The sequence below is a fragment of the Mesorhizobium sp. WSM4820 genome (genome assembly GCF_055811075.1).
Window position 1 is genome coordinate 136,308 of sequence record NZ_JBVVQN010000015.1, and the last position, 25,739, is coordinate 162,046.

20 protein-coding genes are annotated in these 25,739 nt (G+C 64.6%); 11 read left to right on the forward strand and 9 right to left on the reverse strand.

The window, feature by feature from the left end; genetic code table 11:
* Nucleotides 1–261 precede the first annotated feature (261 nt).
* From mnmG to AC0L2R_RS23550, 4 genes are read left to right on the forward strand one after another with little or no spacing between them, the layout of a single operon-like run.
* Nucleotides 262–2,136, forward strand: coding sequence for a tRNA uridine-5-carboxymethylaminomethyl(34) synthesis enzyme MnmG (gene mnmG / locus AC0L2R_RS23535; protein WP_473511835.1), 1,875 nt, complete (start codon nt 262–264; stop codon nt 2,134–2,136).
* Nucleotides 2,133–2,768, forward strand: a complete 636-nt coding sequence (gene rsmG / locus AC0L2R_RS23540; RefSeq protein WP_473511836.1) for a 16S rRNA (guanine(527)-N(7))-methyltransferase RsmG — start codon at nt 2,133–2,135, stop codon at nt 2,766–2,768. The genes mnmG and rsmG overlap by 4 nt, the downstream gene beginning before the upstream one ends.
* Nucleotides 2,769–2,804: 36 nt before the next feature.
* Nucleotides 2,805–3,605, forward strand: coding sequence for a ParA family protein (locus AC0L2R_RS23545; RefSeq protein WP_287141032.1), 801 nt, complete (start codon nt 2,805–2,807; stop codon nt 3,603–3,605).
* Between the two features lie 35 nt (nt 3,606–3,640).
* Nucleotides 3,641–4,528: a ParB/RepB/Spo0J family partition protein gene (locus tag AC0L2R_RS23550; RefSeq protein ID WP_091592076.1), complete on the forward strand. Its 888-nt coding sequence runs from the start codon at nt 3,641–3,643 to the stop codon at nt 4,526–4,528.
* 286 nt (nt 4,529–4,814) lie between these two features.
* Here AC0L2R_RS23550 and holA read toward each other — a convergent pair whose 3' ends face one another.
* Nucleotides 4,815–5,867 carry a DNA polymerase III subunit delta gene (holA, locus tag AC0L2R_RS23555; RefSeq protein WP_473511838.1) on the reverse strand — a complete coding sequence of 351 codons (1,053 nt, stop codon included), beginning with the start codon at nt 5,865–5,867 and terminating at the stop codon, nt 4,815–4,817.
* A 519-nt stretch (nt 5,868–6,386) separates the two neighbouring features.
* Here holA and AC0L2R_RS23560 point away from each other — a divergent pair.
* The 4 genes from AC0L2R_RS23560 to lpdA all read left to right on the forward strand — a co-directional run bounded on the left by AC0L2R_RS23560 (nt 6,387) and on the right by lpdA (nt 11,619).
* Nucleotides 6,387–7,619 carry a thiamine pyrophosphate-dependent enzyme gene (locus AC0L2R_RS23560; protein ID WP_473511840.1) on the forward strand — a complete coding sequence of 411 codons (1,233 nt, stop codon included), beginning with the start codon at nt 6,387–6,389 and terminating at the stop codon, nt 7,617–7,619.
* Between the two features lie 2 nt (nt 7,620–7,621).
* A complete protein-coding gene (locus AC0L2R_RS23565; RefSeq protein ID WP_023802698.1) occupies nt 7,622–8,635 on the forward strand; it encodes an alpha-ketoacid dehydrogenase subunit beta in 1,014 nt (337 codons plus the stop codon).
* 19 nt (nt 8,636–8,654) lie between these two features.
* Nucleotides 8,655–10,040: a dihydrolipoamide acetyltransferase family protein gene (locus tag AC0L2R_RS23570; protein WP_473511841.1), complete on the forward strand. Its 1,386-nt coding sequence runs from the start codon at nt 8,655–8,657 to the stop codon at nt 10,038–10,040.
* 181 nt (nt 10,041–10,221) lie between these two features.
* Nucleotides 10,222–11,619, forward strand: a complete 1,398-nt coding sequence (gene lpdA, locus AC0L2R_RS23575) for a dihydrolipoyl dehydrogenase (protein WP_473511842.1) — start codon at nt 10,222–10,224, stop codon at nt 11,617–11,619.
* Nucleotides 11,620–11,800: 181 nt separating this feature from the next.
* Here the strand turns inward: lpdA and AC0L2R_RS23580 are convergent, their stop codons facing one another.
* Nucleotides 11,801–12,904 (reverse strand): saccharopine dehydrogenase family protein, encoded by a 1,104-nt coding sequence (locus AC0L2R_RS23580; RefSeq protein WP_473511844.1) that lies wholly within the window; start codon nt 12,902–12,904, stop codon nt 11,801–11,803.
* 124 nt (nt 12,905–13,028) lie between these two features.
* Here AC0L2R_RS23580 and AC0L2R_RS23585 point away from each other — a divergent pair, with 124 nt between their 5' ends.
* Both AC0L2R_RS23585 and AC0L2R_RS23590 read left to right on the forward strand, forming a co-directional pair.
* Nucleotides 13,029–13,457 carry an Lrp/AsnC family transcriptional regulator gene (locus AC0L2R_RS23585; RefSeq protein ID WP_128175259.1) on the forward strand — a complete coding sequence of 143 codons (429 nt, stop codon included), beginning with the start codon at nt 13,029–13,031 and terminating at the stop codon, nt 13,455–13,457.
* Between the two features lie 269 nt (nt 13,458–13,726).
* On the forward strand, nt 13,727–14,956 hold the full coding sequence (locus AC0L2R_RS23590; protein ID WP_473511846.1) for an amidohydrolase/deacetylase family metallohydrolase: 1,230 nt from the start codon (nt 13,727–13,729) through the stop codon (nt 14,954–14,956).
* A 145-nt stretch (nt 14,957–15,101) separates the two neighbouring features.
* Here the strand turns inward: AC0L2R_RS23590 and AC0L2R_RS23595 are convergent, their stop codons facing one another.
* From AC0L2R_RS23595 to AC0L2R_RS23625, 7 genes are all read right to left on the reverse strand, one after another.
* The gene (locus tag AC0L2R_RS23595; RefSeq protein ID WP_473511848.1) at nt 15,102–16,901 is read right to left on the reverse strand and encodes a flavin-containing monooxygenase; all 1,800 of its coding nucleotides are present in this window, start codon (nt 16,899–16,901) and stop codon (nt 15,102–15,104) included.
* 191 nt (nt 16,902–17,092) lie between these two features.
* Nucleotides 17,093–18,037, reverse strand: a complete 945-nt coding sequence (locus AC0L2R_RS23600; RefSeq protein WP_287307616.1) for a MurR/RpiR family transcriptional regulator — start codon at nt 18,035–18,037, stop codon at nt 17,093–17,095.
* A gap of 247 nt (nt 18,038–18,284) precedes the next feature.
* Nucleotides 18,285–20,318: an aldo/keto reductase gene (locus AC0L2R_RS23605; protein WP_473511850.1), complete on the reverse strand. Its 2,034-nt coding sequence runs from the start codon at nt 20,316–20,318 to the stop codon at nt 18,285–18,287.
* A gap of 124 nt (nt 20,319–20,442) precedes the next feature.
* Entirely contained in the window at nt 20,443–21,528 is a 1,086-nt protein-coding gene (locus tag AC0L2R_RS23610) for an ABC transporter ATP-binding protein (RefSeq protein ID WP_473511852.1), read from the reverse strand.
* Between the two features lie 7 nt (nt 21,529–21,535).
* Complete coding sequence (locus tag AC0L2R_RS23615; RefSeq protein ID WP_473511854.1) at nt 21,536–22,402, reverse strand: carbohydrate ABC transporter permease; 867 nt, start codon at nt 22,400–22,402, stop codon at nt 21,536–21,538.
* On the reverse strand, nt 22,399–23,259 hold the full coding sequence (locus AC0L2R_RS23620; protein WP_023802709.1) for a carbohydrate ABC transporter permease: 861 nt from the start codon (nt 23,257–23,259) through the stop codon (nt 22,399–22,401). Before AC0L2R_RS23620 ends, AC0L2R_RS23615 begins: the two co-directional genes overlap by 4 nt.
* 208 nt (nt 23,260–23,467) lie before the next feature.
* On the reverse strand, nt 23,468–24,739 hold the full coding sequence (locus tag AC0L2R_RS23625; RefSeq protein ID WP_287222627.1) for an ABC transporter substrate-binding protein: 1,272 nt from the start codon (nt 24,737–24,739) through the stop codon (nt 23,468–23,470).
* A gap of 106 nt (nt 24,740–24,845) precedes the next feature.
* Here AC0L2R_RS23625 and AC0L2R_RS23630 point away from each other — a divergent pair, with 106 nt between their 5' ends.
* A complete protein-coding gene (locus tag AC0L2R_RS23630) occupies nt 24,846–25,715 on the forward strand; it encodes a helix-turn-helix domain-containing protein (RefSeq protein WP_473511856.1) in 870 nt (289 codons plus the stop codon).
* The last annotated feature ends 24 nt before the right edge of the window (nt 25,716–25,739 follow it).

Genomic DNA, 25,739 nt, shown 5'->3' on the forward strand with positions numbered 1-25,739 from the left:
TGAAACGATCCGCGGTCCCCGAGACGGGATCGAATTTCAGACTTGGCGCTGCCCCTCATTGCCCTGCCGGGCATTTCTCCCCGTATAGGGACGGGGAAGACAAAACCGTCGACGGTTTACCCAATCACCCGCGTTGCAAAAGACCCGTCGTTGCTGCGGCTAGCCCGCTTCTCCCCGTCACTATACGGGGAGAAGGTGCCGGCTTGACACCACGTCCTGACGGGGACATGTGTCGGTCAACCTGAATCTGGAACACTAAAAATGACCGATCACTATGATGTGGTTGTGGTGGGCGGCGGCCATGCTGGTTGCGAGGCGGCCAGTGCTGCCGCGCGCGCTGGCGCGAAGACTGCCCTGGTGACGCTGCGCTTCGAGACGATCGGCGTCATGTCGTGCAATCCGGCGATCGGTGGGCTCGGCAAGGGCCATCTGGTTCGCGAGATCGATGCCATGGACGGGCTGATGGGGCGCGTCGCCGATGCGGCCGGCATCCAGTTCCGTCTGCTCAACCGCCGCAAGGGCCCGGCAGTTCGTGGGCCGCGGACGCAAGCCGACAGAAAACTCTATCGGCTCGCCATGCAAGCGGCGATTCGCGAACAGGCGGGCCTAGACGTGGTCGAGGGCGAGGTCCTGGATTTCGAAATCGCCAATGGGCGCCTGGCGGCGGTGCTGCTGGCGGATGGCCGCCGGCTTAGCTGCGGCGCCGTGGTGCTGACCACCGGCACTTTCCTGCGCGGGCTGATCCATATCGGCGAGAAGAAGATCGTTGCCGGCCGCATGAACGAGCAGGCCAGCCTCGGCCTGTCGGCGACGATGAGCCGCGCCGGCTTCAGGCTCGGTCGGCTGAAGACCGGCACGCCGCCGCGGTTGGACGGACGCACGATCGATTGGGCGTCGCTGGAGAGCCAGGCGGCGGATGACGACCCGGTGCCGTTCTCGTTGATGACCGACCGCATCGACAATCCGCAGATCCATTGCGGCATCACGCGCACGACGGCCGCGACACATGAGCTGATCCGCGCCAATCTGGGCCGTTCGGCGATGTATTCCGGATCGATCGAAGGGGTGGGACCGCGTTACTGCCCGTCGATCGAGGACAAGATCGTCAAGTTCGGCGACCGCGAAGGCCACCAGATATTTCTCGAGCCGGAAGGGCTTGATGACGACACGGTCTACCCGAACGGTATTTCGACCTCGCTGCCGGAAGACGTGCAGCTCGACATTCTAAAAACCATTCCGGGCCTTGAACGCGCCACCATGCTGCAGCCCGGCTATGCCATCGAGTACGACCATGTCGACCCGCGCGAGCTCAAGCCGACGCTGGAAACCAAGCGGATCTCCGGTCTTTTCCTGGCCGGGCAGATCAACGGCACCACCGGTTACGAGGAGGCGGGAGCGCAAGGGTTGTTGGCCGGCCTCAACGCCGCGCGCAAAACGTCGGCAAGCGACCAGATCGTGCTCAGCCGCACCGAGGCCTATATCGGGGTGATGGTCGACGACCTGACCAGCCGCGGCATCGCCGAACCGTATCGGATGTTCACTTCGCGGGCCGAGTTCCGGCTGTCGCTGCGCGCCGACAACGCCGATGAGCGGCTGACGCCGTTGGCGATGAAGCTCGGGATTGCCTCGCAGGAGCGGATGCAACGGTTTAGCGATATCGTGCAGAACCTTGAAAAGGCGAGGGACCTTGCGCTTGGCACGACCATGACCCCGAACGAAGCGGCGCGTCATGGGCTGGAGATCAACCGGGACGGGGTGCGCCGCTCGGCCTATGAATTGCTGGCCTATCCCGGCGTCGACGTCGCCCGGTTGGCCCGGATCGCCCCGCAGTTTGCGGGCATTGACAGCAAAACGGCAGAGCGCCTTGAAACGGAAGCGAAATATTCGGTCTATCTCGACCGCCAGCAAGCCGACGTCACGCAGATCAGGCAAGAGGAGAGCCGATTGATCCCGGCGTCGCTCGATTTTGCTTCCGTTCCGGGGCTGTCCAACGAGTTGAAGCAAAAGATGCTGGCGCGCCAGCCGCGCTCGATCGCCGACGCACAGCGTATGGAAGGCATGACGCCGGCGGCACTGGCAATCATTGTCGCGCATGTCCGCAACGCCGAGGCTGCGACGCGAAGGAATGTTGCGTGAGCGCTGCCTCATGGGCGGGCCTGCAATCGGCTGCCGGTCCGGTTTCACGTGAAACATTCGAACGCCTGGTAGAGTTCGAGACGGTCTTTCAGAAATGGAACCGCCGGATAAACCTGGCGGCGCAGTCGACGCAGGGCGACGTCTGGCGCCGCCACATCCTCGACAGCGCGCAGCTGGCGCGAATCAAACCAGACGCGAAGCGCTGGCTCGATCTCGGCTCCGGTGGCGGTTTTCCCGGCCTGGTGCTGGCGTTCATGCTTGCCGAGCGCGACGGCGCCAGCATCGACCTGGTTGAAAGCAATCGAAAAAAGGCATCGTTCCTGCAAGCGGTCGTCGGCCAGTTCAACCTGCCCGCCAGGGTCTTCGCGCGGCGCATCGACGACGCCTATGCGTTTGTTTCAACACCGCAAATCGTCACTGCCAGAGCGCTGGCGTCGCTTCCTATGTTGCTCGAACTGTCGGCGCCGTGGCTGACGGCTGGCGCCTATGGCCTGTTCCACAAAGGCCGGGATTACCGCACCGAACTGGCAGAAAGCGCTCAACGATGGTCGTTCGATCTGGTAGAACATGCCAGCGCGACCGACGCTCATGGCGTCATCCTCGAACTGTCTGATTTGCGCCAACTGACTTAGATCGGCGACCTCGGCATGAATTTCTGGCATAGACCCATGATGAAAAATGGCCCCCGAATCATCACCGTAGCCAACCAGAAGGGCGGCGTCGGCAAGACGACGACGGCCATCAATCTGGCGACGGCGCTGGCGGCGATCGGCGAGCAGGTGCTGATCGTCGACCTCGACCCGCAAGGCAATGCCAGCACCGGTCTCGGCATCGACCGGCGCGACCGCACCGTTTCCTCCTATGACGTGCTGACCGGCGAGCTCGATCTGGAGGCGGCGGCGATCCCGACGGCGGTGCCGGGACTGTCTATCGTGCCGTCGACGCTCGACCTGCTCGGCATCGAAATGGAGATCGCCTCGGCGCCGGACCGGGTGCTGCGGCTGCGCAACGCCTTGCGTGCCTCGGCCGAGCGCTCGGCGAATTTTGGCTATGTGCTGATCGATTGCCCGCCGTCGCTCAATCTGCTGACGCTGAACTCGATGGCGGCAGCCGATTCGGTGCTGGTGCCGCTGCAATGCGAATTCTTCGCGCTCGAGGGCCTGAGCCAGTTGCTGGAAACGGTTGAGCAGGTCCGCCGCTCGATCAATCCCGAGCTGACCATCCAGGGCATCGTGCTGACCATGTTCGACGGGCGCAACAACCTCGCCAACCAGGTGGTGCAGGACGTGCGGGCGCATATGGGCGACAAGGTCTATGAAACCGTCATCCCGCGCAATGTGCGCGTCTCCGAGGCGCCGTCCTACGGCAAGCCGGCGATCCTCTACGACCTCAAATGCTCCGGCAGCCAGGCCTATCTGCAGCTTGCCTCCGAGGTGATCCGCCGCGAGCGCAAATTGCGCGCCGCTTAGAAGCTGAATTGATACCGAAACGATCTGGACAGACGATGAGCGAAGACCTTTCGAGAAAAAGACTGGGCCGGGGACTGGCGGCGCTGATCGGCGAAATCGATCGTCCGGCAGCAGTGGAAAAGCCGGGCATGAATGCCGACGGCAAGGTGCCGATCGAGTTCCTGAGCCCGAACCCAAAGAATCCGCGCCGGCATTTTGGCGACGCCGACCTGACCGATCTTGCCCAGTCCATCCGCGAGCATGGCGTGGTGCAGCCGGTGGTGGCACGGCCATCGCCGACGCAGGCTGGCCGCTACGAGATCATCGCCGGCGAGCGGCGCTGGCGCGCGGCGCAGCGCGCCGGGCTGAGCGAGATCCCGATCATCGTGCGCGATGTCAACGATCGCACCGCGCTCGAACTGGCGATCATCGAAAACGTCCAGCGCACCGACCTCAATCCGGTCGAGGAGGCGATGGGCTACCAGCAGCTGATCGACGATCACGGCTACACCCAGGCCGATCTCGGCCAGGTGATCGGCAAGAGCCGCAGCCATGTCGCCAACACGCTGCGGCTGTTGAAGCTGCCGGACGTGATCCGTGACATGCTGGTCGACGGCGCGCTGTCGGCCGGCCATGCCCGTACATTGGTGACGGCGCAGGATCCGGCGGGCCTGGCCAAGCGCATCGTTGAGGACGGGCTTTCGGTGCGCCAGGCCGAAGCGCTGGCGCAGATGCCGGCGGGTGCGCCGACGGTGAAGCGACAGCCTGCAGCAGCACCGGCACAGAAGGATGTCGATACCCTCGCGCTGGAGAAGCTGATGACCGGCACGCTCGGCATGTTCGTCACGATCGAGCACAACGAGCGCGGCGGCGTGATCAGCGTCGCATATCGGACGCTGGAGCAGCTCGACGAGCTTTGCCGGCGGCTGAAGAACGAGGGTTGATTAGCCGGCAAAGTATACCGAGAATCTGCTTCGAGGGCAAGCGCCCTAAGATCCTACCTGCTCCAACGTTTGCGCCGCCCCTCACCTGCCTGCCGGCATCCTCTCCCCGTATAGTGACGGGGAGAGGGGCTGTCATCGACGGCTTCGCCAATCACCAACGTCGCAGAAAAGGTGCCGAGGCTGCGGTCAGCTTCTTTCTCCCCGTTTACGGGGAGAAATGCCCGGCAGGGCAATGAGGGGCGGCGCCGACCAGGAATAGCTTGCTCCGCCAAGCGGAACTCTCTCCTCAAAAAAATTGCCTTTGCGCCAGTCTTGCGCTTTCCACGGCAATGCCGAGCAGCGCCTGCCGGGCCAGCGCGACCGCGAGGTCCGGCCGGCGGCGGGTCTGCAGGACCGCCGTCTGCAAGCGGTTGAGCGCGCGGCCGAGCGCGTCGCTGCTCCAGCGTTCGAGGGCTTTTTCGACCAGCTTGCGCCGCGTGAAAAAAACCGGCGGGCGCGCCGCGGCAACGACCGAAGCGGCGTTGCGGCCGCCGGCGTCCATCAGGCCGCGCATTGCCTGGATCGCCTGCAGCTGCCGCATCGCCGACGACAGCACCAGAAAAGCCTGGCCGCCGGATTGGCAGTGACGGGTGAAGGCGATGTCGAAGTCGCCAACCTTGCCGTCGAGCAAGGCATCGACGGCGTCATCGAAGGACAGGCCGGAGACGTCGCCCGACGTCCCCTTGACGTCGTCGAGGCCGATTTCGCTCTGGCCGTGGGCATAAAGCACCAGCTTTTCGATCTCGCCGCGCGAGGCCAGCCGGTCACCACCGAGATTGCGGCGCAGCGCCTGGCGGGCCTCCAGCGTCATCGACATGCCGGCCTTGCGCAATTCGTCATCGATGACCGTATCGATGTCCCGCGCCTCGTCGGCGTAGCACGGCAGCGCCATGGCAATGTCCGCCGCCTCGACGATCGCGCGCAGCCCGACGCCCTTCTTCAGGTCGCCGGCCTCGATCAGGATGATGGCGTCACGCGGCGGCTCAACGGTCAGCGCCTTGACGTCGTCGGCAAGCGCCTTCTGGCCGGACGCATTGCGCACCCAGAGCAGGCGCCGGTCCGAAAACATCGGCACGGTGCGGGCCTCGTCGAGCAGGCGGCCCTCGTCGCGATCGACTTCCGAACCGTCCAGCCTGACCACCGAGAACGGATCGTCGAGCGGCAGGCCGGTCTTGCCGGCAAAGGCACGGGCGCGCTCGGCGACCAGCCCGCGGTCGGGCCCGTAGAGCAGGACGATCGAGACACGCGGGTCCGGCCGCGCCAACCACGAATCGACCTCGTAACCTTTCTTCTGTGCCATGGATTATGGGTTAGCATGATGTGGGCGCGGGTGAAACGATAGGTGGGCAATCGCTGCGGACAAACGATGAGGAGCGTGATCTCCCCCCTTGTGGGGGAGATGCCAAGTGTTGGCAAAGAAGGCAGGACAGAGGGGGGCGCTGTCCCGCCGACCTCTCAATCGATCGCAAATCACGCCCTCAGGCATGGTTCCCGGCTGATCGCAAATGATCAAGGTGGCGTTCCTTCACGCCCCCCTCTGCCCTGCCGAGCATCTCCCCACAAGGGGGAGATTGGCAGCTCCGCCGCCGCGCTAGGCCGCAATCCCTAATCATTGTCCAATCTGGCGGGAAACCCGGCGCAATCATACGCCAAATTGCGCGCAGAGCCGGAAGATCGACAAGAAATTTCGCTGACATATCTTCATCCTGACGAGTACTGCCGGCGGCGCGGTGGTTGGCCGGAAGCCTTGCCCGACGAATTGGCACTGGTGCGCCGGTGTGCAAGTATCTTGGCCGGGCAACATGGGAGGACGAAGGTCATGGCCGATGCGGGAATGTTGCGCTTCCATGTGCCGGAGCCCGAGGTGCGGCCGGGCGGGACGCCGGATTTTTCTGATGTGACCATTCCCAAGGCCGGCTCGGTGCCGCGTCCCGAGATCGATGTCGATCCGCGTGATATCCGCGATCTGGCGTTTTCGATCATCCGCGTGCTCAATCGCGCCGGCGAAGCCGTCGGGCCGTGGGCCGGCCTGCTTTCCGACGACGAGTTGCTGGAAGGCCTGCGCCATATGATGACGCTGCGCAACTTCGACGCGCGCATGCAGATGGCGCAGCGCCAGGGCAAGACCTCGTTCTACATGCAGCACCTCGGCGAAGAGGCGGTGAGCTGCGCCTTTCGCAAGGCGCTGGCGCCGGGCGACATGAACTTTCCGACCTATCGGCAGGCCGGCCTGCTCATCGCCGACGGCTATCCGATGGTCACGATGATGAACCAGATCTATTCGAACGAGGCCGATCCGCTGAAGGGCCGGCAACTGCCGATCATGTATTCGTCGAAGGAGCACGGCTTCTTCTCGATCTCCGGCAATCTGGCGACGCAATATATCCAGGCGGTCGGCTGGGCGATGGCTTCGGCGATCAGCAATGATTCGAAGATCGCCGCCGCCTGGATCGGCGATGGTTCGACCGCCGAGTCCGACTTTCATTCGGCGCTGGTTTTCGCCTCGACCTACAAGGCGCCGGTCGTGCTCAACGTCGTCAACAACCAGTGGGCGATCTCGACTTTTCAGGGCATCGCCCGCGGCGGTTCCGGCACCTTTGCCGCCCGCGGCCTCGGCTTCGGCATTCCGTCGCTGCGGGTCGACGGCAACGATTATCTCGCCGTCCACGCGGTGGCCAAATGGGCGGCGGAGCGGGCGCGGAAAAATCTTGGGCCGACGCTGGTGGAATATGTCACCTATCGGGTCGGCGCGCATTCAAGCTCCGACGATCCGTCGGCCTACCGGCCGAAGGCCGAATCCGACGCCTGGCCGCTCGGCGATCCGATCGTCAGGCTGAAGAACCACCTCATCCAGCGCGGCGTCTGGTCGGACGAGCGCCACACCCAGGCCGAGGCGGAAATCCTCGAAACGGTGATCGCGGCGCAAAGGGATGCCGAGCGCCACGGCACGCTGCATGCCGGCGGCAAGCCTTCGACGCGCGACATGTTCGAGGGCGTTTATGGCGAGATGCCGCCGCATCTCAGACGCCAGCGTCAGCAGGCGGGGGTCTGACCATGCCAAGACGGACCATGATCGAGGCGATCCGCGACGCCATGGACGTCTCGATGGGGCGAGACGAACGCGTCATCGTGTTCGGCGAGGATGTCGGTTTTTTCGGCGGCGTGTTTCGCTGCACGCAAGGCCTGCAGGCGAAATACGGCAAGAGCCGCTGCTTCGACACGCCGATCAGCGAAGCGGGCATCGTCGGCTCGGCCATCGGCATGGCCGCCTACGGCCTGAAACCTTGCGTCGAGGTGCAGTTTGCCGACTATGTTTATCCGGCCTATGACCAGATCGTCTCGGAGGCGGCGCGGCTGCGCTACCGCTCGAACGGCGATTTCACCTGCCCGATCGTGGTCAGGATGCCGACCGGCGGCGGCATTTTTGGCGGCCAGACCCACAGCCAGAGCCCGGAGGCGCTGTTCACGCATGTCTCCGGCCTGAAGGTCGTTGTGCCGTCCAATCCGCATGACGCCAAGGGTCTTCTGATCGCGGCGATAGAGGATCCCGATCCGGTGATCTTCCTGGAGCCGAAGCGGCTCTACAACGGCCCGTTCGATGGCCATCACGAGCGCCCGGTGACGCCGTGGTCGAAGCATGAGCTCGGCGAGGTCGCCGACGGGCATTACACGGTCCCGCTCGGCAAAGCGGTGATCCGCCGGCCGGGCGCCGCGGTCACCGTGCTGGCCTACGGCACGATGGTCTATGTCGCGCAGGCGGCGGCCGAGGAGACCGGCATCGACGCCGAGATCATCGATCTGAGGACGCTGCTGCCACTCGATCTCGAGACGATCGTCGACTCGGTCAACAGGACAGGCCGCTGCGTGATCGTGCACGAGGCGACGCTGACATCCGGTTTCGGCGCCGAGCTGTCGGCGCTGGTGCAGGAAAACTGCTTCTACCATCTGGAAGCGCCCGTGGTGCGGGTCGCCGGCTGGGACACGCCCTATCCGCATGCGCAGGAGTGGGACTATTTTCCCGGTCCGGCCAGGCTCGGCCGCGCACTCGTCGAAACGATGGAAGCCTAAAAGGGGAGGCCAGACGACGATGGGCGAATATGTGATCAAGCTGCCCGATGTCGGCGAAGGCGTCGCCGAGGCCGAGCTGGTCGAGTGGCAGGTCAAGGTCGGCGATCTGGTGCGCGAGGACGCGGTGCTGGCCGCCGTCATGACAGACAAGGCGACGGTCGAGATTCCTTCGCCAGTCGACGGCGAGATCGTCTGGCTGGGTGCGGAGATCGGCGACACGGTGGCGATCGGCTCGCCCATTGTACGCCTGAAAGTGGCCGGCGAGGGCAATGTGAAGGCAGCTGCGGAGCCGGGCGGCGAGGCGGCCGCCAAGAGCACCGACCGCAGTACCCCCACCCCTGCCCCCTCCCCACAAGGGGGAGGGGGACGCGCCCGGGCCGCCGAAGCCAGTGTCAAAGCGGCACCGCACCCGTCCCCGCCCGGAAAAGTCTCTGAGCGTGAGGTTGCATCGGCGACGGAATCCCCCTCCCCCTTGTGGGGAGGGGTTAGGGGTGGGGGTCCTGCGCCCGTCGCCGCGCCGCGCCCCGAAGGTGAAAAGCCGCTGGCGTCGCCGGCCGTCCGCCTCAGGGCAAAGGAGGCCGGCGTCGATCTCCGACAGGTCAGGGGAAGCGGGCCGGCCGGCCGTATTCTCCATGAGGACATCGACGCCTTCCTGGCGCGCGGACCGCAGCTTGCGAAGGTCTCCGGCCTCGCCCGCAACGAGGCCGTCGAGGACATCAAGATCATCGGGCTCAGGCGCAAGATCGCCGAGAAGATGGCGCTGGCCAAGTCGCGCATCCCGCACATCACCTATGTCGAGGAGATCGACGTTACGGCATTGGAGGAATTGCGCGCGGCGCTCAACAAGGAGAAGCGCAGCGGCGTGGAGCGGCCGAAGCTGACGCTGCTGCCGTTCCTGATGCGGGCGATGGTCAAGGCGATCGCCGACCAGCCCAATATCAACGCGCTGTTCGACGACGAGGCCGGCATCGTCCACCAGCATGGCGGCGTCCATATCGGCATTGCCGCGCAGACGCCTTCGGGGCTGGTGGTGCCGGTGGTCAAGCACGCCGAGGCACGCGACATCTGGGATTGCGCCGCCGAGGTTTTCCGGCTCGCCGAGGCGGCCAGATCAGGCACGGCGGCGCGCGACGAGCTGTCGGGATCGACGATCACCATCACCTCGCTCGGCGCCATGGGCGGCGTGGCGACGACGCCGGTGATCAATTATCCGGAAGTGGCGATCCTCGGCGTTAACAAGATGATGATGCGGCCGGTGTGGGACGGCACCCAGTTCATGCCGCGCAAGATGATGAACCTGTCCTCCAGCTTCGACCACCGCGTCATCGACGGCTGGGACGCAGCGGTGTTTATCCAGCGGATCAAGACGCTGCTGGAGACCCCGGCGCTGATTTTCGTGGATTGAGATGATGAGAACGGTCGCAAAGGCCCCCTCACCCGGCCTCCGCTTCGCTACGGCCACCCTCTCCCCGAGGGGAGAGGAGGTCTCCAAGGCTGGTGCAAGCCTCTTCTCCCCGCCGGGGAGAAAGGTGGCCGCGCAGCGGCCGGATGAGGGGGCCCTTCTTCGCCAAAAAGAGCGTGTCGACATGAAGGAAATATCCTGCAAGCTGCTCGTCATCGGCGCCGGTCCGGGCGGCTATGTCTGCGCCATCCGCGCCGGGCAGCTCGGCATCGATACGGTGATCGTAGAGTTCGGCAAGCCGGGCGGCACCTGCCTCAATGTCGGCTGCATTCCGTCCAAGGCGCTGATCCATGCGGCCGAGGAGTTCGAGAAAATCTCGCACATGGCGAGCGGCAAGAGCCCGCTCGGCATTTCAATCGCCACACCGTCGATGGATCTCGAAGCGACCTTCGCCTGGAAAGACGGTATCGTTAGCCGGCTGAACAGCGGCGTTGCCGGCCTGCTCAAGAAGGCCGGGGTCAAGACCGTGCATGGCTGGGCGAAATTCCGTGACGGCAAGACCGTCGAGGTCCAGACCGAGACCGGCATGCAGGTCGTCCGCGCCGAGATGGTGGTGATCGCGACCGGCTCGGCGCCGGTCGAGCTGCCGTTCCTGCCGTTTGGCGGCGCGGTGATCTCGTCCACCGAAGCGCTGGCGCTGAGCGAAGTGCCGGAAATGCTTGCCGTCGTCGGCGGCGGCTATATCGGCCTCGAGCTCGGCATCGCCTTCGCCAAGCTGGGCGCGAAGGTGAGCGTGGTCGAGGCCTTGCCGCGCGTGCTGGCGCAGTATGATGCCGAGCTGACCCGGCCGGTGGTGAAGCGGCTCGCCGAGCTCGGCATCGAGGTGCTCGTGAACGCCAAGGCCAAGGGCCTGTCGAGCAAGGGCGATGCTTTGCTGGTCGAAACGGCGACCGGCAAGAATGGCAAGATCGCTGCCGACAGGATCCTGGTCACCGTCGGGCGCAAGCCGGTGGTCGAAGACTGGGGGCTGGAGCAGATTGACCTCGATATGGCGGGTAAATTCATCCGCATCGACGACCAGTGCCGCACCTCGATGCGCGGCATCTTTGCCATTGGCGACGTCACCGGCGAGCCGATGCTGGCGCACCGGGCGATGGCGCAAGGCGAAATGGTCGCCGAGATCGTCGCCGGCCACAAGCGCAGCTGGGACAAGCGCTCAATTCCCGCCATCTGCTTCACCGATCCGGAGCTGGTCACCGCCGGCCTGTCGCCGGACGAGGCCAAGAGGCTTGGCGGCGAGATCAAGGTCGGCCTGTTTCCGTTCGCCGCCAATGGCCGGGCGATGACCAAGATGAGTGAGGATGGCTTCGTCCGGGTCGTCGCCCGCGCCGACAACCATCTGGTGCTCGGCATCCAGGCGGTCGGCCAGGGCGTGTCGGAACTGTCGACGGCGTTCGGCCTGGCGCTGGAGATGGGGGCGCGGCTGGAGGATATCGCCGGCACCATCCATGCCCACCCGACCCAAGGTGAAGGTTTTCAGGAGGCGGCGCTGAAAGCGCTTGGGCACGCGCTGCATGTTTGAGAGGCGGGGTGGCTGAGCGGGTGATCTCCCCCCTTGAGGGGGGAGATGGCCGGTAGGCCAGAGGGGGTCGGTTCGACAGGATGCGACCTCTTTGTGACAGATGGAGGTTAGCGCTCTACGCGAGGCGACCCCCTCTGTCGCCTTCGGCGACATCTCCCCCTCGAGGGGGGAGATTACACACCTAACCCGCAAGCCGGCTAACCATCTCGTGCTGCGCGTAGGCGCTGCCGAAGCGGTTGGCGAGGAAGGCGTCGAGCGCGATGTCTTCCTGCTTGACAAAACCCTTCGCCGGCAAGCTGCCGTCGGCCAGCATGTCGAGCACCGCGCAGATGGCGGAGGCGGTGGTGATCTGGATGGCGCTGCGCACCTTGTCGCCGACGCGCCTGGCGTAGATCTTGTTGGCGTAGGTCTCCTGCAGCAGGCGGCCATTCTTGCGGCCGCTGACGGTGACGAAGACGATGACCACGTCCTGCAGCGTCGCCGGCAGGGCGCTCTCAAAAATGTCTTTCAGCACGTCGCGGCGGTGGCGCAGGCCGAGATCGTTGAGCAGCGCCTTCATGATCGCGGCGTGGCCGGGGTAGCGGATGGTGCGATAGTTCAGCGTGCGCACCTTGCCCTTCAAGGTTTCGGCCAGCGTGCCGAGCCCACCCGAGGTGTTGAACGCCTCGTAGGTGACGCCGTCGAGCGAGAATTCCTCGCGCTCCTCCAGCGGCGGCACCTCGATCAGCTCGCCTTCGACGATCGCCTCGCAAGGCTCGCAATATTCGTTGATGACGCCGTCCGTGCTCCAGGTCAGATTGTAGTTCAGCGCATTGGATGGGTATTGCGGCAGCGCGCCGACCCGCATGCGCACGCTCTCCAGCGTGTCGAAGCGGCCGGCGAGATCGTTGGCGACGATCGAGATGAAGCCCGGCGCCAGCCCGCATTGCGGGATGAAGGCGCTGTTGGCGGTACGCGCCAATTGCCTGACGCGCCGCGTCGCGACGACGTCCTCGGTCAGGTCGAGATAGTGGACGCCGGCGCTGGCCGCCGCTTCGGCGATGCGCGTGGTCAGGTGGAAGGGGGCGGCGCTGAGCACCGCGAACTTGCCGGCCAGGGCCGTTTCGAGCGTGCCGGCGGCCTCGATGTCGAGTTCCCGCGTCTCGACCGTTTCGGGCAATTCGGCCGCGCCGAACTGTGCGGCCGAGCGGTCGACGAGGGTGATGTGATAGTCGCCGGTGGAAGCCAGCATCTCGGCGATGGTCGAGCCGATCTTGCCGGCGCCGACAATTATGATGTTGTTCATGACAGTTCCCTCGCTTTGCCTTTCACAGAGCGGATAGAATCGCAGCTTGCCTGTCGAAAGGAAGCGTTGAACTGTTCGAAACGACGTGCCAAATTGAACAGTATGCCGATGAGGTTCGTCTAAAGTGCTTAGCAACGCCGAACAGGCCCTGCTCTCCCTGCTGCGCGCGAATGCGCGGGCCTCGACGGCCGAGCTGGCGCGGCGGCTCGGCGTGTCGCGGACGACGGTGCAAAGCCGGATCGAGCGGCTGGAACAGCGCGGCATCATCACCGGCTATGGCGTCAGGCTTTCACCCGACTACGAACAGGGACTGGTGCGGGCGCATGTCCTGCTCACCGTCACGCCCAAGCTTGCCGACAAGGTGGTGCGCAGCCTGCAGGCGCTGCCGCCGGTGCGGACGCTGCATTCGGTGAGCGGCAATTTCGACATGATCGTCGTCGTCGACGCGCCGTCGATCAAGGACCTCGATACGCTTCTCGATGAGATCGGCGCGATGGACGGGGTCGAGCGGACATCGTCGTCGATCATCCTGTCGACGCGGATCGACCGGTGAGTGGCTTGGCGGAGCATGGCACCGCTTCCCTCCTTCCAAAATGCTGCTGCCGGGCAGAACCTTGCGGAAACTCGGCGGGACAGCGCCCCCCTCTGTCCTGCCGGACATCTCCCCCGCTTGGGGGGAGATCGGTGGCGCTACGCTTACGCTTACGACGCTCCTGTAATAAAGCAACATGAAGTCCGAAAAAATGTTGCTTTCCGACATGGTCTGTATGAGACTTGCGCGGACAGGCCGGTTGAATGAGAACAGACAGGAGCCGGACGCAGATGCAATTTGATCTCCTGCTGAAGGGTGGCCGCCTCATCGATCCGGCATCCGGCCTCGATGCGCAACGCGATCTGGCGATCGCCAACGGCCGCATCGCCGCGATCGATGCCGACATTCCCTTCGAGCGCGCCGCGCGCGTCATCGATGCGACGGGGTCCATCGTCGCACCCGGCCTCATCGACCTGCACAGCCACGTCTATTGGGGCGGCACCTCGCTTGGCGTCGATGCCGACCGCCTCGCTGCAAAAAGCGGCACCACAACCTTCATCGACGCCGGAAGCGCTGGCGCCGGCAACTTCCTCGGCTTTCGCCGCCACGTTATCGAGCGCTCAAAGGTCCGCATCCTGGCCTATGTCAACATTTCCTTTGCCGGCATTTTCGGCTTCTCGCAGACCGTTTCGGTCGGCGAGTGCAGCGATCTCAGGCTCTGCGAACCGCGCGAGACGGTGGCGGCGGCGCGCGAGCACGCAGACGTGGTCGTCGGCGTAAAAGTGCGCTCGGGCCGCCATGCCGGCGGCAGCAGCGGCATCGCGCCGGTCGATCTGGCGCTCGAGGCCGCCGACCAGGCCGGCCTGCCGCTGATGGCGCATATCGACGAGCCGCCGCCCGGCCGCTCGGAAGTGCTGCCGCGGCTGCGCAAGGGCGATATCCTCACCCACTGCTTCAGGCCGTTTCCCAACGCGCCGGTCTTCGCCTCGGGCGTGGTGCGCCCCGACATGCGGCTGGCGCGCGAGCGCGGCGTCATCTTCGACATCGGCCACGGCATGGGCTCGTTCGATTTCGCGGTCGCCAGGGCGATGCTCAGCGAAGGGCTGGCGCCGAACGTGATCAGCAGCGACGTCCATCTCTACTGCGTCGACGGTCCGGCCTTCGACATTCTGGTCTGCATGTCGAAATTGCTGGCGCTCGGCATGCCGCTGGTCGAGGTGCTGCGCGCGGCGACGCAACGGCCGGCCGAGGCGATCGCAAGGCCCGAGCTTGGCACGCTTAAGGTCGGCGCCGTCGGCGACATCGCGGTGCTGCGGCTGCGTCCGGGCCGTTTTACCTTTGTCGACGCGGTCGGCGCGTCGCTGATCGCCGAGCAGCGGCTGGTCTCGGACGGCATCGTGATTGGCGGCACCTGGTGGCCGAACGAGGCGGCTAACGATTTTGGCGATACCGAGCGCTTCGAAGCGCATGCGCATGAGACGCATGTCGATGTGGTGAGCCGGCATTTCGGGCGTGGGTGATCTCCAGAGTGATCTCCCTCCTTGAGGGGGAGATGTCGCCGAAGGCGACAGAGGGGGTCGTTCGACCGGGTTCGCCTTCCCGCAACGGACAGAGGTTGGCGCTCGACGCGCGGCGACCCCCTCTGGCCTGCCGGCCATCTCCCCCTCAAGGGGGGAGATTACAGTTTCGCCCTGGCGCCCCATAGACCGGCGTCGCCATACCTTCCATCCGCGCCTTGATCTGCAGCGCCACATATTTCGAGTAAAAGCGCGACAGAGCCAGATTGCCGCCGTGGAACCATAGCGCTTCCTGCGCCGTCGGCTTCCACATGTTGCGCAATTCGCCTTGCCATGGTCCGGGGTCGCCTTTCACGCCCGAGCCAATCCCCCAGCACGGCCCGACCTTGTCGGCGACCTCGCGCGAGACGATCGCAGCCACGGTTTCGTTCATCGACTGATAGCCGGTGCAGGAGATGATCGCGTCGGCCGCCAATTCGCTGCCGTCGTCGAACAGGATTCCGGTCGGCGTCAGCGACTTGATCTCGACACCGCTGCGGATGCCGATCGCGCCGTCGATGATCAGATCGGACGCGCCGACGTCGATATAGTAGCCCGAGCCGGTGCGGTAGGCCTTCATCAGCAGCCCGGTCTCGTCGTCGCCGAAATCGATGGCGAAGCCGGCACCGCGCAAGCGGTCGTAGAAGGCCGCGTCGCGGGCCTTGATGATGTCGTACAGCGCCTGCTGGCTTTGCGGCAGCAGCGCGAACGGCGTCGAGGCGACGATCATGTCGGCCTTTTCGGTGGTGATGCCGCGGGCCAGCGCCTTTTCCGAAAAGATCTCGAAGCCGACCTCCATCAGCGTGTCTGACTTCACCACCGTCGTCGGCGAGCGCTGGATCATGGTCACCGCAGCGCCGCTCTCCCAGAGGTCGACGGCGACATCGTGCCCCGAGCTTGCCGCGCCGATGACCGCGACGCGCCTGCCGCGGAATGTCTCGCCGCTAAAATACTGGCTGGAATGCAGGATCTCGCCCTGGAACGCAGCGGCGCCCGGCAGGTCGATCGGCCGCGGCGGGCCATAGGCGCCGGTTGCGAAGACGATGTGCTTTGGCATCAGCGTGATGCGCTCGCCGGCGCGGTCGACCTCGACCGTCCAGATTTTTTTGGCTTCGTCGTAGGACGCGCTGATGCATTCTGTGGAGGTCCAGTAATTGAGCTCCATGACGCGCATGTACATTTCCAGCCAGTCGCCCATCTTGTCCTTGGGCGTGAACACCGGCCAGTTTTCCGGAAACGGGATGTAGGGCAGATGGTCGTACCAGACCGGATCGTGCAGCACGAGCGAGCGATAGCGGTTGCGCCAGGAATCGCCGGCCTGCGCATTCTTCTCGATGACGATGGCCGGCACGCCGAGTTGCCGCAGCCGCGCGCCCAGCATGATGCCGCCCTGGCCGCCGCCGATGACCAGGCAATAGGGCTGCTCAATGGCACCGAGATCACGCGCCTCGCGCGCCCTCGCCTCGGCCCAGGTCTCGCGGTCCGGATCGGCCTGGTGGCGGACACCCAGCGGCCGCGCCGGTCCCTTGCGCTCCTCAAAACCCTTGAGGTCGCTCATCGCCGTGAACAGCGTCCGGCATCTGCCGTCCTGCAGGCGCATGTTGCCATGGCCCCACGCCGATGACGTCTCGAAGCTGAACCAGGCTTCTATCGTGCCTTCGTGCGAGCTTGCTTCGCCAGTGAGCTGCCAGGCAGTCGGCTTGGTCGCCGCCAGAGTGGCGTCCAGCATGTTGCGGATCGCCGCGCGGCCTTCCATCGTCTTGATGTTCCAGGTGAAGGTCAGCAGGTCACGCCAGTAGCAATCCTCGACGAACAGATCGGTCGCGGCCGCGGCGTCCCCCGCCTCGAGGGCGCGGGAGAGAGAGGAAAGCCAGCTGGCCGCCTGTTTTGAGGGTGCCATGTCGAGCATTTTTTTCTCCTTCGAGTCGCCGCCGCTTCTGTCCTTCCCCCCTTGTGGGAGAAGGTGGATTGGCGCGCAGCGCCAAGACGGTTGAGGGGTGGTGGACGGAATGCCATCGGTGCCAAGCTGGAGCACCCCTCGTCCGACCGAGCTTCGCTCGGCCACCTTCTCCCACAAGGGGAGAAGGAAGATCGCGCTGCTCAATCTCCCAGCGGCTCCATCTCCTTGCCCGTCCTGTGGATCTGGGCGTTGTATTTGATGCGGCGGACCGTTTCGCGGGCCGAGCCGTCGAGCTTGTATGCGGCCGCCACCGCCATCAGGTCGATCGCGGCCAGAAAGGCGAAGCGCGAGGCGGTCGGCTTCAGCGTGTCGGGATATTCGGGCACCGCCACCGTCAGCCTGACGTCGCAGGCGCGGGCAAGCTCGGTGTCGGGCGCGGTCACGCCAATCGCGTTGGCGCGGTAATGCTTGGCGAGCTCGACGGCCTCGATCACTTCGCGGGTGCGTCCGGTGGCCGAAATGGCGATCACCAGGTCGCCGGGTTTCAGGGTCGAGGCGGTCATCCGCATCAGATAGGGGTCGCACTGGGCGCTGACGGTGATGCCATAGCGGAACAGCCGGTACTGGGTCTCCTGCGCCAGCGCCGAAGAGCTGCCGCCGAGGCCGAACACCGTGACCTGGCGCGCCTTGGCGATGAGCTCGGCGGCTTTCACCAGCTGCGCCGGATCAAGCTGCCGTTCGGCCTCCTGCAGCGCCCGGCGTGCCTCGCCGAACACGGCATTCCAGAACGGCATGCCATTGTCGCTGCTCACCGGCGGCGGTTTGCTCAGATAGAGCGCGCCGACGACCAGGCTCTGCGCCAGCTTCAGCTTGAAATCGCGAACCCCTTCGCAGCCGATGGCGCGGCAGAACCGGGTTACCGTGGGTTCGCTGACCTGGGCGCGCTGGGCGAGCACGGCATTGGAGGCGTCGACCGCGAATTTGACGTCGTCGAGCACGACATCGGCGACGCGCCGCTCCGCCGGGCGCAATTCACCGTAAGAGTCCTTCACCAGCGAAATGATGTCGGGGATGCGCCTGACATGATCGCGTCCATCGGCTTCGTCGCCCGAGGTCAATCGTACATGGCCTTCAGCTTCGGTCATGACTCATCCCCCGTTTGTGGAGCTCGACCTCTATCATGCTTGCGTGGCCGGTTTGCGAAGTATGTAGGAAAGCAACAAGCTTTTCAAGAAATAGAAAAGCTAATTCAAACAACAGTGTAGTCGCGGTGCAAACGATCCCGATGATTAGAGCCGTGGTCGCCGTTCGATCGCAAGTCGGAGAGTTACAGGACGCGCGCCTCCCCTTCTTCTACAACAAGGGGAGAAGGAAAGGGCAGCGATGCCCCCCTCAGCCCGTGCGTCGGTGCTGATCCGAACCGCCATCCAGCCACGCGATGTCGTCGGGTGAAAGCGCAATGTCGAGCGCCTGCAGGCTGTCCTCCAGTTCGTCGAGCGTGCGCGGTCCGATCAGCGGGACGGACGGGAACGGCTGGGCCAGGACGTAGGCGAGCGCGACATGGATCGGGCTCTTGCCCAGCCTGTTGGCGAGCTCGATCGCGCGGTCGCGGCGGCCGAAATTCTTCTCGGAGTACCAGACCCGGACCAGCTCTTCATTGTCACGCTGGTCACGCCCGGCGCGGCCGGTGAAGAAACCCCTTCCCTGGCTCGACCAGGCGAAATTGGGCATCTGCCGGGCGGTCAGCCAGGCCTTCCAGTCATCGCTGGACGAGGTGACGCAGCCCGGCCAGATCGGCACCAGCATTTCGGCCAGCGAAAAATTGTTCGAAAGCGCGCCAGGCTTCTGCTTGCCGGTCCGCTCGGCATAGGCAATCGCCTCGTCCATGCGTTCCCTCGTCCAGTTCGAGCCGCCGAACGGACCGCGAATGCGGCCAGCCCTGACCTCTTGATCCATCGCGTCGACGAATTCGTCGACCGGCACGTCGGGATCGTCGCGGTGCATGAAATAGACGTCGACATGATCGGTCTGCAGCCGGTCGAGCGACTGGGTGAGCTGCTTGCCGATCACATCGGGATAGCAGAGCGGAGTGTGCGCGCCCTTGCCGATGACCACCGAGTGCTCACGCACACCGCGGTTTTTCAGCCATTGGCCGAGCAGCGTTTCGGTGTAGCCGCTGCCATAGATGAAGGCGGTGTCGAAGACGTTGCCGCCGGCTTCGAAATAGGCATCGAGCAGGATCATGCCGGAGGAGAAGGTGCGAAAATCCTCGAAGCCGAGCGCCAGGCACGAGGCCGGCCGCGGCAGGCCCGGAATTTCGCGCTTGCGGATGGTGGTGCCGCCGGAGCGCAGCCGCCGGCCGGAGATGGTGTTGACGCGTTTTTCCGGCTTCTCGATTTCGTATTCGAGGCCGATGGCGGCACGCCATTTGTCGAGCACACGCAGATTGCCGAGACTGTCGGCCCAGCCCATGCCCGGCCAGGCAAACTCCTGCTTTCCGGCCAGGATCGCCTCGCCGGCGGCGTCGACCTCGAAAGCGTAGAGCCAGCGGTTTTCCCTGACCTCGACCACCTCCTCACCGCCTGAACGGATGATGCGGATCTCGCCGGTGCCGCCTTCCCTGCCGCTCGCATACCAGAAATCCGCGACCTCGATGCGGCCTTTGGTACCAAGGATGCGCAGGACATTGTCCTGGGCGAGCGAGATTCCGCAGGAGACTTCGGCGACGATGCCGTTGGGAAAATGCAGCAGCGCCGAAGCCCATTCGTCGACGCCGGACTGGCCGAGATGCGCCGCACCCGCCACCTTGTCCGGCTCGGCGAAAAGCTTTCCCGATGCGGCCCCGGCAATCAGCCGCGCCATCGAAACGGGGTAGCCGCCGACGTCGAGAATGCCGCCGCCGGCGAGATCGTTGGCATAAAGCCGGTGCTCCGGCATGAAGCCAGGCATGGCGAAGCCGAAGCTCGATTTCACCATGCGCACCTCGCCGATTGCGCCGGACCTGACGAGGTCGACCAGCTTTGCCGTCTGCGGATGCAGCCGGTACATGAAGGCCTCGCCGAGAAAGGTGCCGGCCCTGCGCGCTGCATGGATCATCGCGTCGGCCTCGAAAGCGGTGAGCCCCATCGGCTTTTCGCAAAGCACATGTTTTCCGGCCTCGGCCGCCCTGATCGCCCATTCGGCGTGGCTGGGATGCGGCGTCGAAATGTAGACTGCGTCGACGTCCGGATCGGTGAGCAGAGCCTCGTAGCCGTCGAGGATGCGGGCACCGGGGAAGTTTTCAGCGAAGCCTGGTTTGCCGGGATTGCGCGCACCAATGGCGACCAATGTGCCGGTGCGCGAATGGGCGACGCCGCCGGCAAAGGCCTTGGCGATGGTGCCGGGCCCGAGAATGCCCCAGCGGATCTTTTGTGGTTCGGACGTCATTCCTGGATCTCCTTGGGGTCGCCTCGGCGTCGCGAGTTGGTGAAAGAAAAACTTCGTGTCCTGGTGTGCATGGCGTTGTCCCAAACCGCTGCGCGGTTCACGCCCGAGGGCATGCTTTTGGGCACTAGCGAATGCGAGCACCTGACTTGTCAAAGAGAAGCGATTGGCCAGCCTTGATCGACACCACCATGTGGTCGCCAGTCGCCCGCTGCCGCGACGCCTCGCGCTCGATGATCAGTTCCTCTGGTCCGGCATTGGCATAGACGTAGCTCACCGATCCGAGGTGCTCGGCGACATCGGCCTTGACGGCGATGTCGCAATCGCCTTCGCCGGCCTCGAAGAAATGCTCCGGCCGCACACCGAGCACGACCTCGGCGCCGACCGCAGGCGGGGCGCCCGACAGCGGTTTCTGCAGCCGAGCGCCGCCATGGTTGGCGAGTTCGAGGAGCGTTGCATTGCCGTCGTTGCCGACCACTTGTGCCGCCAGAAAATTCATCTTCGGCGAGCCGACGAAACCGGCGACGAAGCGGTTGGCGGGGTCGTCATAGAGATCGAGCGGCGCGCCGATCTGCTCGATATTGCCGGCGTTGAGCACGACAATTCTGTCGGCCAGCGTCATTGCTTCGGTCTGGTCGTGCGTCACATAGATCATGGTGACGCCGAGCTCCTTGTGCAGGCGCGAGATCTCGACTCGCATCTGCACCCTGAGCTCGGCGTCGAGATTGCTCAGCGGCTCGTCGAACAGGAACACTTGCGGCTCGCGCACGATGGCGCGGCCGATGGCGACGCGCTGGCGCTGGCCGCCCGACAATTGCCGCGGGCGCCGCTTCATCAGCTCGGCGATGCGCAGGATCTCGGCGGCCCGCTTCACCCGCCGCTCGGTGTCAGCTTTCGGGTTGCCGTTCATTCTCAGCCCGAAGCTCAGATTCTGCTCGACGCTCATATGCGGATAGAGCGCGTAGGACTGGAACACCATGGCGATGCCGCGGTCGGCCGGCTCGACATTGTTCACTACCTTGCCGCCGATGGCGATCTCGCCGCCGCTGATGTCCTCGAGCCCGGCGATCATCCTGAGCAGCGTGGACTTGCCGCAGCCGGAGGGGCCGACGAAGACGACGAATTCGCCGTCCTCGACGTCGATGTTCGCGCCGTGAACGATCTCGAAGACGCCGAAGCGCTTGACGACATTTTTGAGTGTGACCGCTGCCATGCTGATCCTATTTGATGGCGCCGGCGGCAATGCCGGCGACGAAATGGCGCTGCAAGAGCACGAACACGACGAGCATCGGCACGGTGAGCATCACGGCGCCCGCCATGATGCCGCCCCACGACACTTTGGTGAGGCCGATCAGCGTGCCGAGCGCCACCGGCGCCGTCATCGCGCCGGGCTTGGAATTGATCAGCAGCGGCCAGAGATAATTGTTCCAGGAGGCAAGGAACAGGATGATGGCGAGCGCCGCCAGCATCGGCCGCGCCAGCGGCAGCGCTACGAACAGGAAGATCCGCCATTCCTTGACCCCCTCGACGCGTGCGGCGTCGAACAGATCGCCCGGCATCATCGAGAAGCTCTGCCGCATGAACAGCACGCCGAGCGAATTGAACAGCGGCGGCACGATCAGCGCCACCCAGGTGTTGGCGAGCTTGAAGTCGCGCGCCACCATGATGAATTGCGGGATCAGCACGACAGCATAGGGCAGCGTGATGGTGCCGAGGATGATCGCGACGACGACGCCCTTGCCGAAGAACTGGTAGCGCGCCAGCGCCCAGCCGGCCATCGAGGTGAGCAGCACCGACAGGAACGTATAGGTCACCGCCACCGAGATCGAGATGCCGATGGCGCCGATGAAATTGGTGTCGCGCTGCAGGTTGTTGACGTTGTCGAGGAAGCTGCCGTGCGGCAAAAGCTCGATGCTGGGGCTGAAAATGCCCCTGTCGGGCATGGTCGAGAAGATCACCATCATCCACAGCGGAAACAGCCAGATCAGCGCCAGCGGCGTCAGGAAGAGATGCAGCGCGATGCTGCGTCCCAATCTGGAGGAGGAGCGGCTGGAGGAGGAACGGCTCGAAGCGGAACGTGAGCTCATTTCGGCTCCCTCGTCAGCCACAGTTGCACCAGCGAGATGGCGATCGCCAGCCCGGCCATGGTGTAGGCGATGGCCGAGGCGTAGCCGAAATTGAGCGACCTGAAACCCTGGCGGTAAAGCAGCAGCCCGAGCGTTTCGGTGCCGCCGCCCGGCCCGCCGCGCTCGGTGATCAGGAACGGTTCGGTGAACAGCTGCATGGTGCCGATGATCGACAGCACGGCGCAGAACACGATGATCGGCTTGAGCAGCGGCAGGGTGATGTAGAAGAACTGCTTGAGCTTGCTGACGCGGTCCAGCGTCGCCGCCTCGTAGACATCCTGGGGGATGGACTGCAAGCCGGCGAGCAGGATGATGGCGTTGTAGCCGGCCCAGCGCCAGGTCACCGCGATCATGATCACCGCCATCGCCGGGGTAACGTTGGAAAACCAGTCGATACGCGGCAGGCCGACGCTGTTCAGCAGCTTGTTGATGATGCCGTAGTCGAGATTGAACATCAGCCGGAACACCGCCGAATAGGCGACTTCGCCGACCACGACCGGAGCGAAGAAGGCGAAGCGGAACAGGCCACGGGCCTTGAGCAGCGGCGAATTGAGCAGCACCGCCATGACGATCGCCAAAGTGATCATCACCGGCACCTGGATGACGAGGATGAGCAGCGTGTTCTTCAAGGCGTTGAAGAAGGCCGGGTCGCCGATCAGCCGGCCCCAGTTGAAGGTCGGCGCGAACCGCCACGGCACGGTGCGCGTCGCCTGGAAGGAGATCAGGAAGGAGTTGATGATCGGCCACAGCCAGAAGATCGAGAAGATCAGCAGATAGGGCGCGAGGAAGCGGTACGCCGTGGCGTTCTGATAGCGCATCGTTGCCTCCTTCGCTTCCCGTTTCTAGGTTTACCGGCCTGCCTTGCCTTCTCCCCTTGCGGGAGAAGGTGGATTGGCGCGCAGCGCCAAGACGGATGAGGGGTGCTGGACGGAATGAGACGTTGGTGTTCCCTGGAACACCCCTCATCCGACCTCGCTTCGCGAGGCCACCTTCTCCCACAAGGGGAGAAGGGGAGTCGCGTTCAGATCACTCCTCGACCGGCAGGCCGGTCGCCGATGCGATCTGGCTTGCGGCATCGTCGAGCGCCGCCTTGGCGTCGGGGTAGCCGCCGCCGAGATATTTGGTCTGCACTGCGCGGACGATGATTTCCGCGTCGCTCTGGAATGGCGTGCCGCGGCTGGGGACGACTTTCGGCAAGGTGCCAAGAATGTCCTTCCACACCGCCTGGCCGCCCCAATAGGGCTGGCCTTCGGAGACATAGGGGTCGTCGAGCGCCGAGATCAGCGACGGCACCAGGCCAAAACCCTTCAGCATCGCTATCTGGCCCTCATTGGTCGCGAGCGCGTATTTCAGGTAGGCGTAGGCGGCTTCCTTGTTGTTCGACACCGAGGTGATGGCGAGCGAGGAACCGCCGAGATTGGCGGCGCGCGGGCCGTCGGCGGTGAGGCTCGGCATCAGGTAGACGCCCCATTTGCCGCTGCCGTCGGGCGACTCGGTGCGTATGGTGCCCTCGTACCAGCCGCCATACATCTGGCTGGCGACTTTGTCGGCGGTGTTGTTGGTGATCTTGGTGCCCCAATCGGCCGAGGTGATGATGCCGGCGTCCTTCATCTCCTTGATCTTGGTCATCGACGCCACGCAGCCCGGCTGGTTGACGGTGATCGACTGCCCGTCGGCGGCGAAATAGGCGCAGCCCTGCTCGTTGGCGATCATGCGGAAGAATTCGGAGTCGCCGTTGAAATCGGCGTTGGTCATCGTCACGCCGGGATTGGCCTCCTGGATCTTCTTGCCGGCGGCAATGAAATCGTCCCAGGTCTTGATCGAGGTCGGGTCGACGCCGGCCTTCTCATAGAAGTCGCGGCGATAGTACATCGCCACCGGGCCGGAATCCCACGGCATCGCATAGGCCTTGTCTTCCACTTCGAGCTCGGTGCGCTTGAAATCGGGGAATTTTGCCTGGTCTTCGGCGGTATAGCCGAGCGTATGGAGGTCGACGAAGCAGTCCGGGAACTGGCTCCAGTAGTTCTCGGCCTCACCGTTCTCGATCGTCACGATGTCCGGCAGCCCCTCTCCGCCGGCGGCGCAGCCGGCGATCGACTTGTCATAGGTCGGCTGGTTGCCGAGATCCTGGACCGTGACCTTGATGTCGGGGAACTGCTTGTTAAAACCTTCTATGGTGGCCTTCAGCGACGAAGCGGCGACGTTCCAGCTCCAGATCGTGATTTCGCCGGATTGCGCAAAGGCCGGGGCTGAGCCCAGGGCAAGCGCGAACGCGGCGCAGGTCAGTGTGATGCGCATTGAAATCCTCCCATTTCATTTGCTCTCTCTTCGCGAGCATGGCTAGACTAGGCGCTGGCGAAGGCTTGTCCGCGACAAAGGGAATAAAGAATGGGCGGAAAGTAAGATGCCGGAAAGGCCGTTTTACCAGCCTGGCGCCAGCAGCGTGGAGGGCCTGCCGCTGCTGTTGCAGATGTTTCACACCCAGCCCCTGGTGATGCTGAAGCCGCATTGGCATGCCCAGGTCGAGGTGAATTTCATCGTCCGCGGCGCCGTGCACTACCGCATGGACGAGCACGAGATCGCGCTTTCGGCCGGCGACATGTGCCTGTTTTGGGGCGGCCTGCCCCACCAGATGGACGATGCGTCGGACGATGCCGTCTATGCCGGCGCGCATCTGCCGCTGGTGCACTTCTTCCGGCTGCACCTGCCCGCCGACGTCCGCAACCGGCTGATGACCGGCGCGACCTTGGTGACCAATGCCACCGACCGGTCCGACAGCGACAATTTCGAGCGCTGGAACCGCTATGTCCGCTCGGGCGATGCGGGCAAGGCCGAGCACGCCGTCAACGAACTCTTGCTGCGGCTGGAGCGGGTGCGCTTCGAACCTTACCGGCTGGTCCCCGAAACGCCGATCGAGCAGGAAGCAGGCAGCCCCTTCGACCAGCAATCGCTGCGCAATGTCGGGCGCATGTGCGACTTCATCGCCGAGAATTTCCTCTACGACATCGACTGCGTCGACATCGCGGCGTCGGCCGACATCCATCCCAAATACGCCATGAGCGTTTTCAAGAAGTCGACCGGCATGACGCTCAACGAGTATGTCAATTTGTTGCGGCTCAGCTACGCCCAGGCGCTGCTGATGCACCAGGACGCCAATGTGCTGCGCGTCGCCATGGACTCCGGCTTCGGCTCGCTCAGCGCCTTCAACAAGTCGTTCCGCAAGCTGGCCGGCATGTCGCCGTCGGATTTTCGCAGAGGCGCGGGCGCCCGATAGTCGATGCACAGGACATGGCCGGGA

Coding starts and splice junctions, on each gene's coding strand:
- mnmG (WP_473511835.1), top strand. CDS start 262: ATGACCGATCACTATGATGTGGTTGTGGTGGGCGGCGGCCATGCTGGT.
- AC0L2R_RS23545 (WP_287141032.1), top strand. CDS start 2,805: ATGATGAAAAATGGCCCCCGAATCATCACCGTAGCCAACCAGAAGGGC.
- AC0L2R_RS23550 (WP_091592076.1), top strand. CDS start 3,641: ATGAGCGAAGACCTTTCGAGAAAAAGACTGGGCCGGGGACTGGCGGCG.
- holA (WP_473511838.1), bottom strand. CDS start 5,867: ATGGCACAGAAGAAAGGTTACGAGGTCGATTCGTGGTTGGCGCGGCCG.
- AC0L2R_RS23560 (WP_473511840.1), top strand. CDS start 6,387: ATGGCCGATGCGGGAATGTTGCGCTTCCATGTGCCGGAGCCCGAGGTG.
- AC0L2R_RS23565 (WP_023802698.1), top strand. CDS start 7,622: ATGCCAAGACGGACCATGATCGAGGCGATCCGCGACGCCATGGACGTC.
- AC0L2R_RS23570 (WP_473511841.1), top strand. CDS start 8,655: ATGGGCGAATATGTGATCAAGCTGCCCGATGTCGGCGAAGGCGTCGCC.
- lpdA (WP_473511842.1), top strand. CDS start 10,222: ATGAAGGAAATATCCTGCAAGCTGCTCGTCATCGGCGCCGGTCCGGGC.
- AC0L2R_RS23580 (WP_473511844.1), bottom strand. CDS start 12,904: ATGAACAACATCATAATTGTCGGCGCCGGCAAGATCGGCTCGACCATC.
- AC0L2R_RS23590 (WP_473511846.1), top strand. CDS start 13,727: ATGCAATTTGATCTCCTGCTGAAGGGTGGCCGCCTCATCGATCCGGCA.
- AC0L2R_RS23595 (WP_473511848.1), bottom strand. CDS start 16,901: ATGCTCGACATGGCACCCTCAAAACAGGCGGCCAGCTGGCTTTCCTCT.
- AC0L2R_RS23600 (WP_287307616.1), bottom strand. CDS start 18,037: ATGACCGAAGCTGAAGGCCATGTACGATTGACCTCGGGCGACGAAGCC.
- AC0L2R_RS23605 (WP_473511850.1), bottom strand. CDS start 20,318: ATGACGTCCGAACCACAAAAGATCCGCTGGGGCATTCTCGGGCCCGGC.
- AC0L2R_RS23610 (WP_473511852.1), bottom strand. CDS start 21,528: ATGGCAGCGGTCACACTCAAAAATGTCGTCAAGCGCTTCGGCGTCTTC.
- AC0L2R_RS23615 (WP_473511854.1), bottom strand. CDS start 22,402: ATGAGCTCACGTTCCGCTTCGAGCCGTTCCTCCTCCAGCCGCTCCTCC.
- AC0L2R_RS23620 (WP_023802709.1), bottom strand. CDS start 23,259: ATGCGCTATCAGAACGCCACGGCGTACCGCTTCCTCGCGCCCTATCTG.
- AC0L2R_RS23625 (WP_287222627.1), bottom strand. CDS start 24,739: ATGCGCATCACACTGACCTGCGCCGCGTTCGCGCTTGCCCTGGGCTCA.
- AC0L2R_RS23630 (WP_473511856.1), top strand. CDS start 24,846: ATGCCGGAAAGGCCGTTTTACCAGCCTGGCGCCAGCAGCGTGGAGGGC.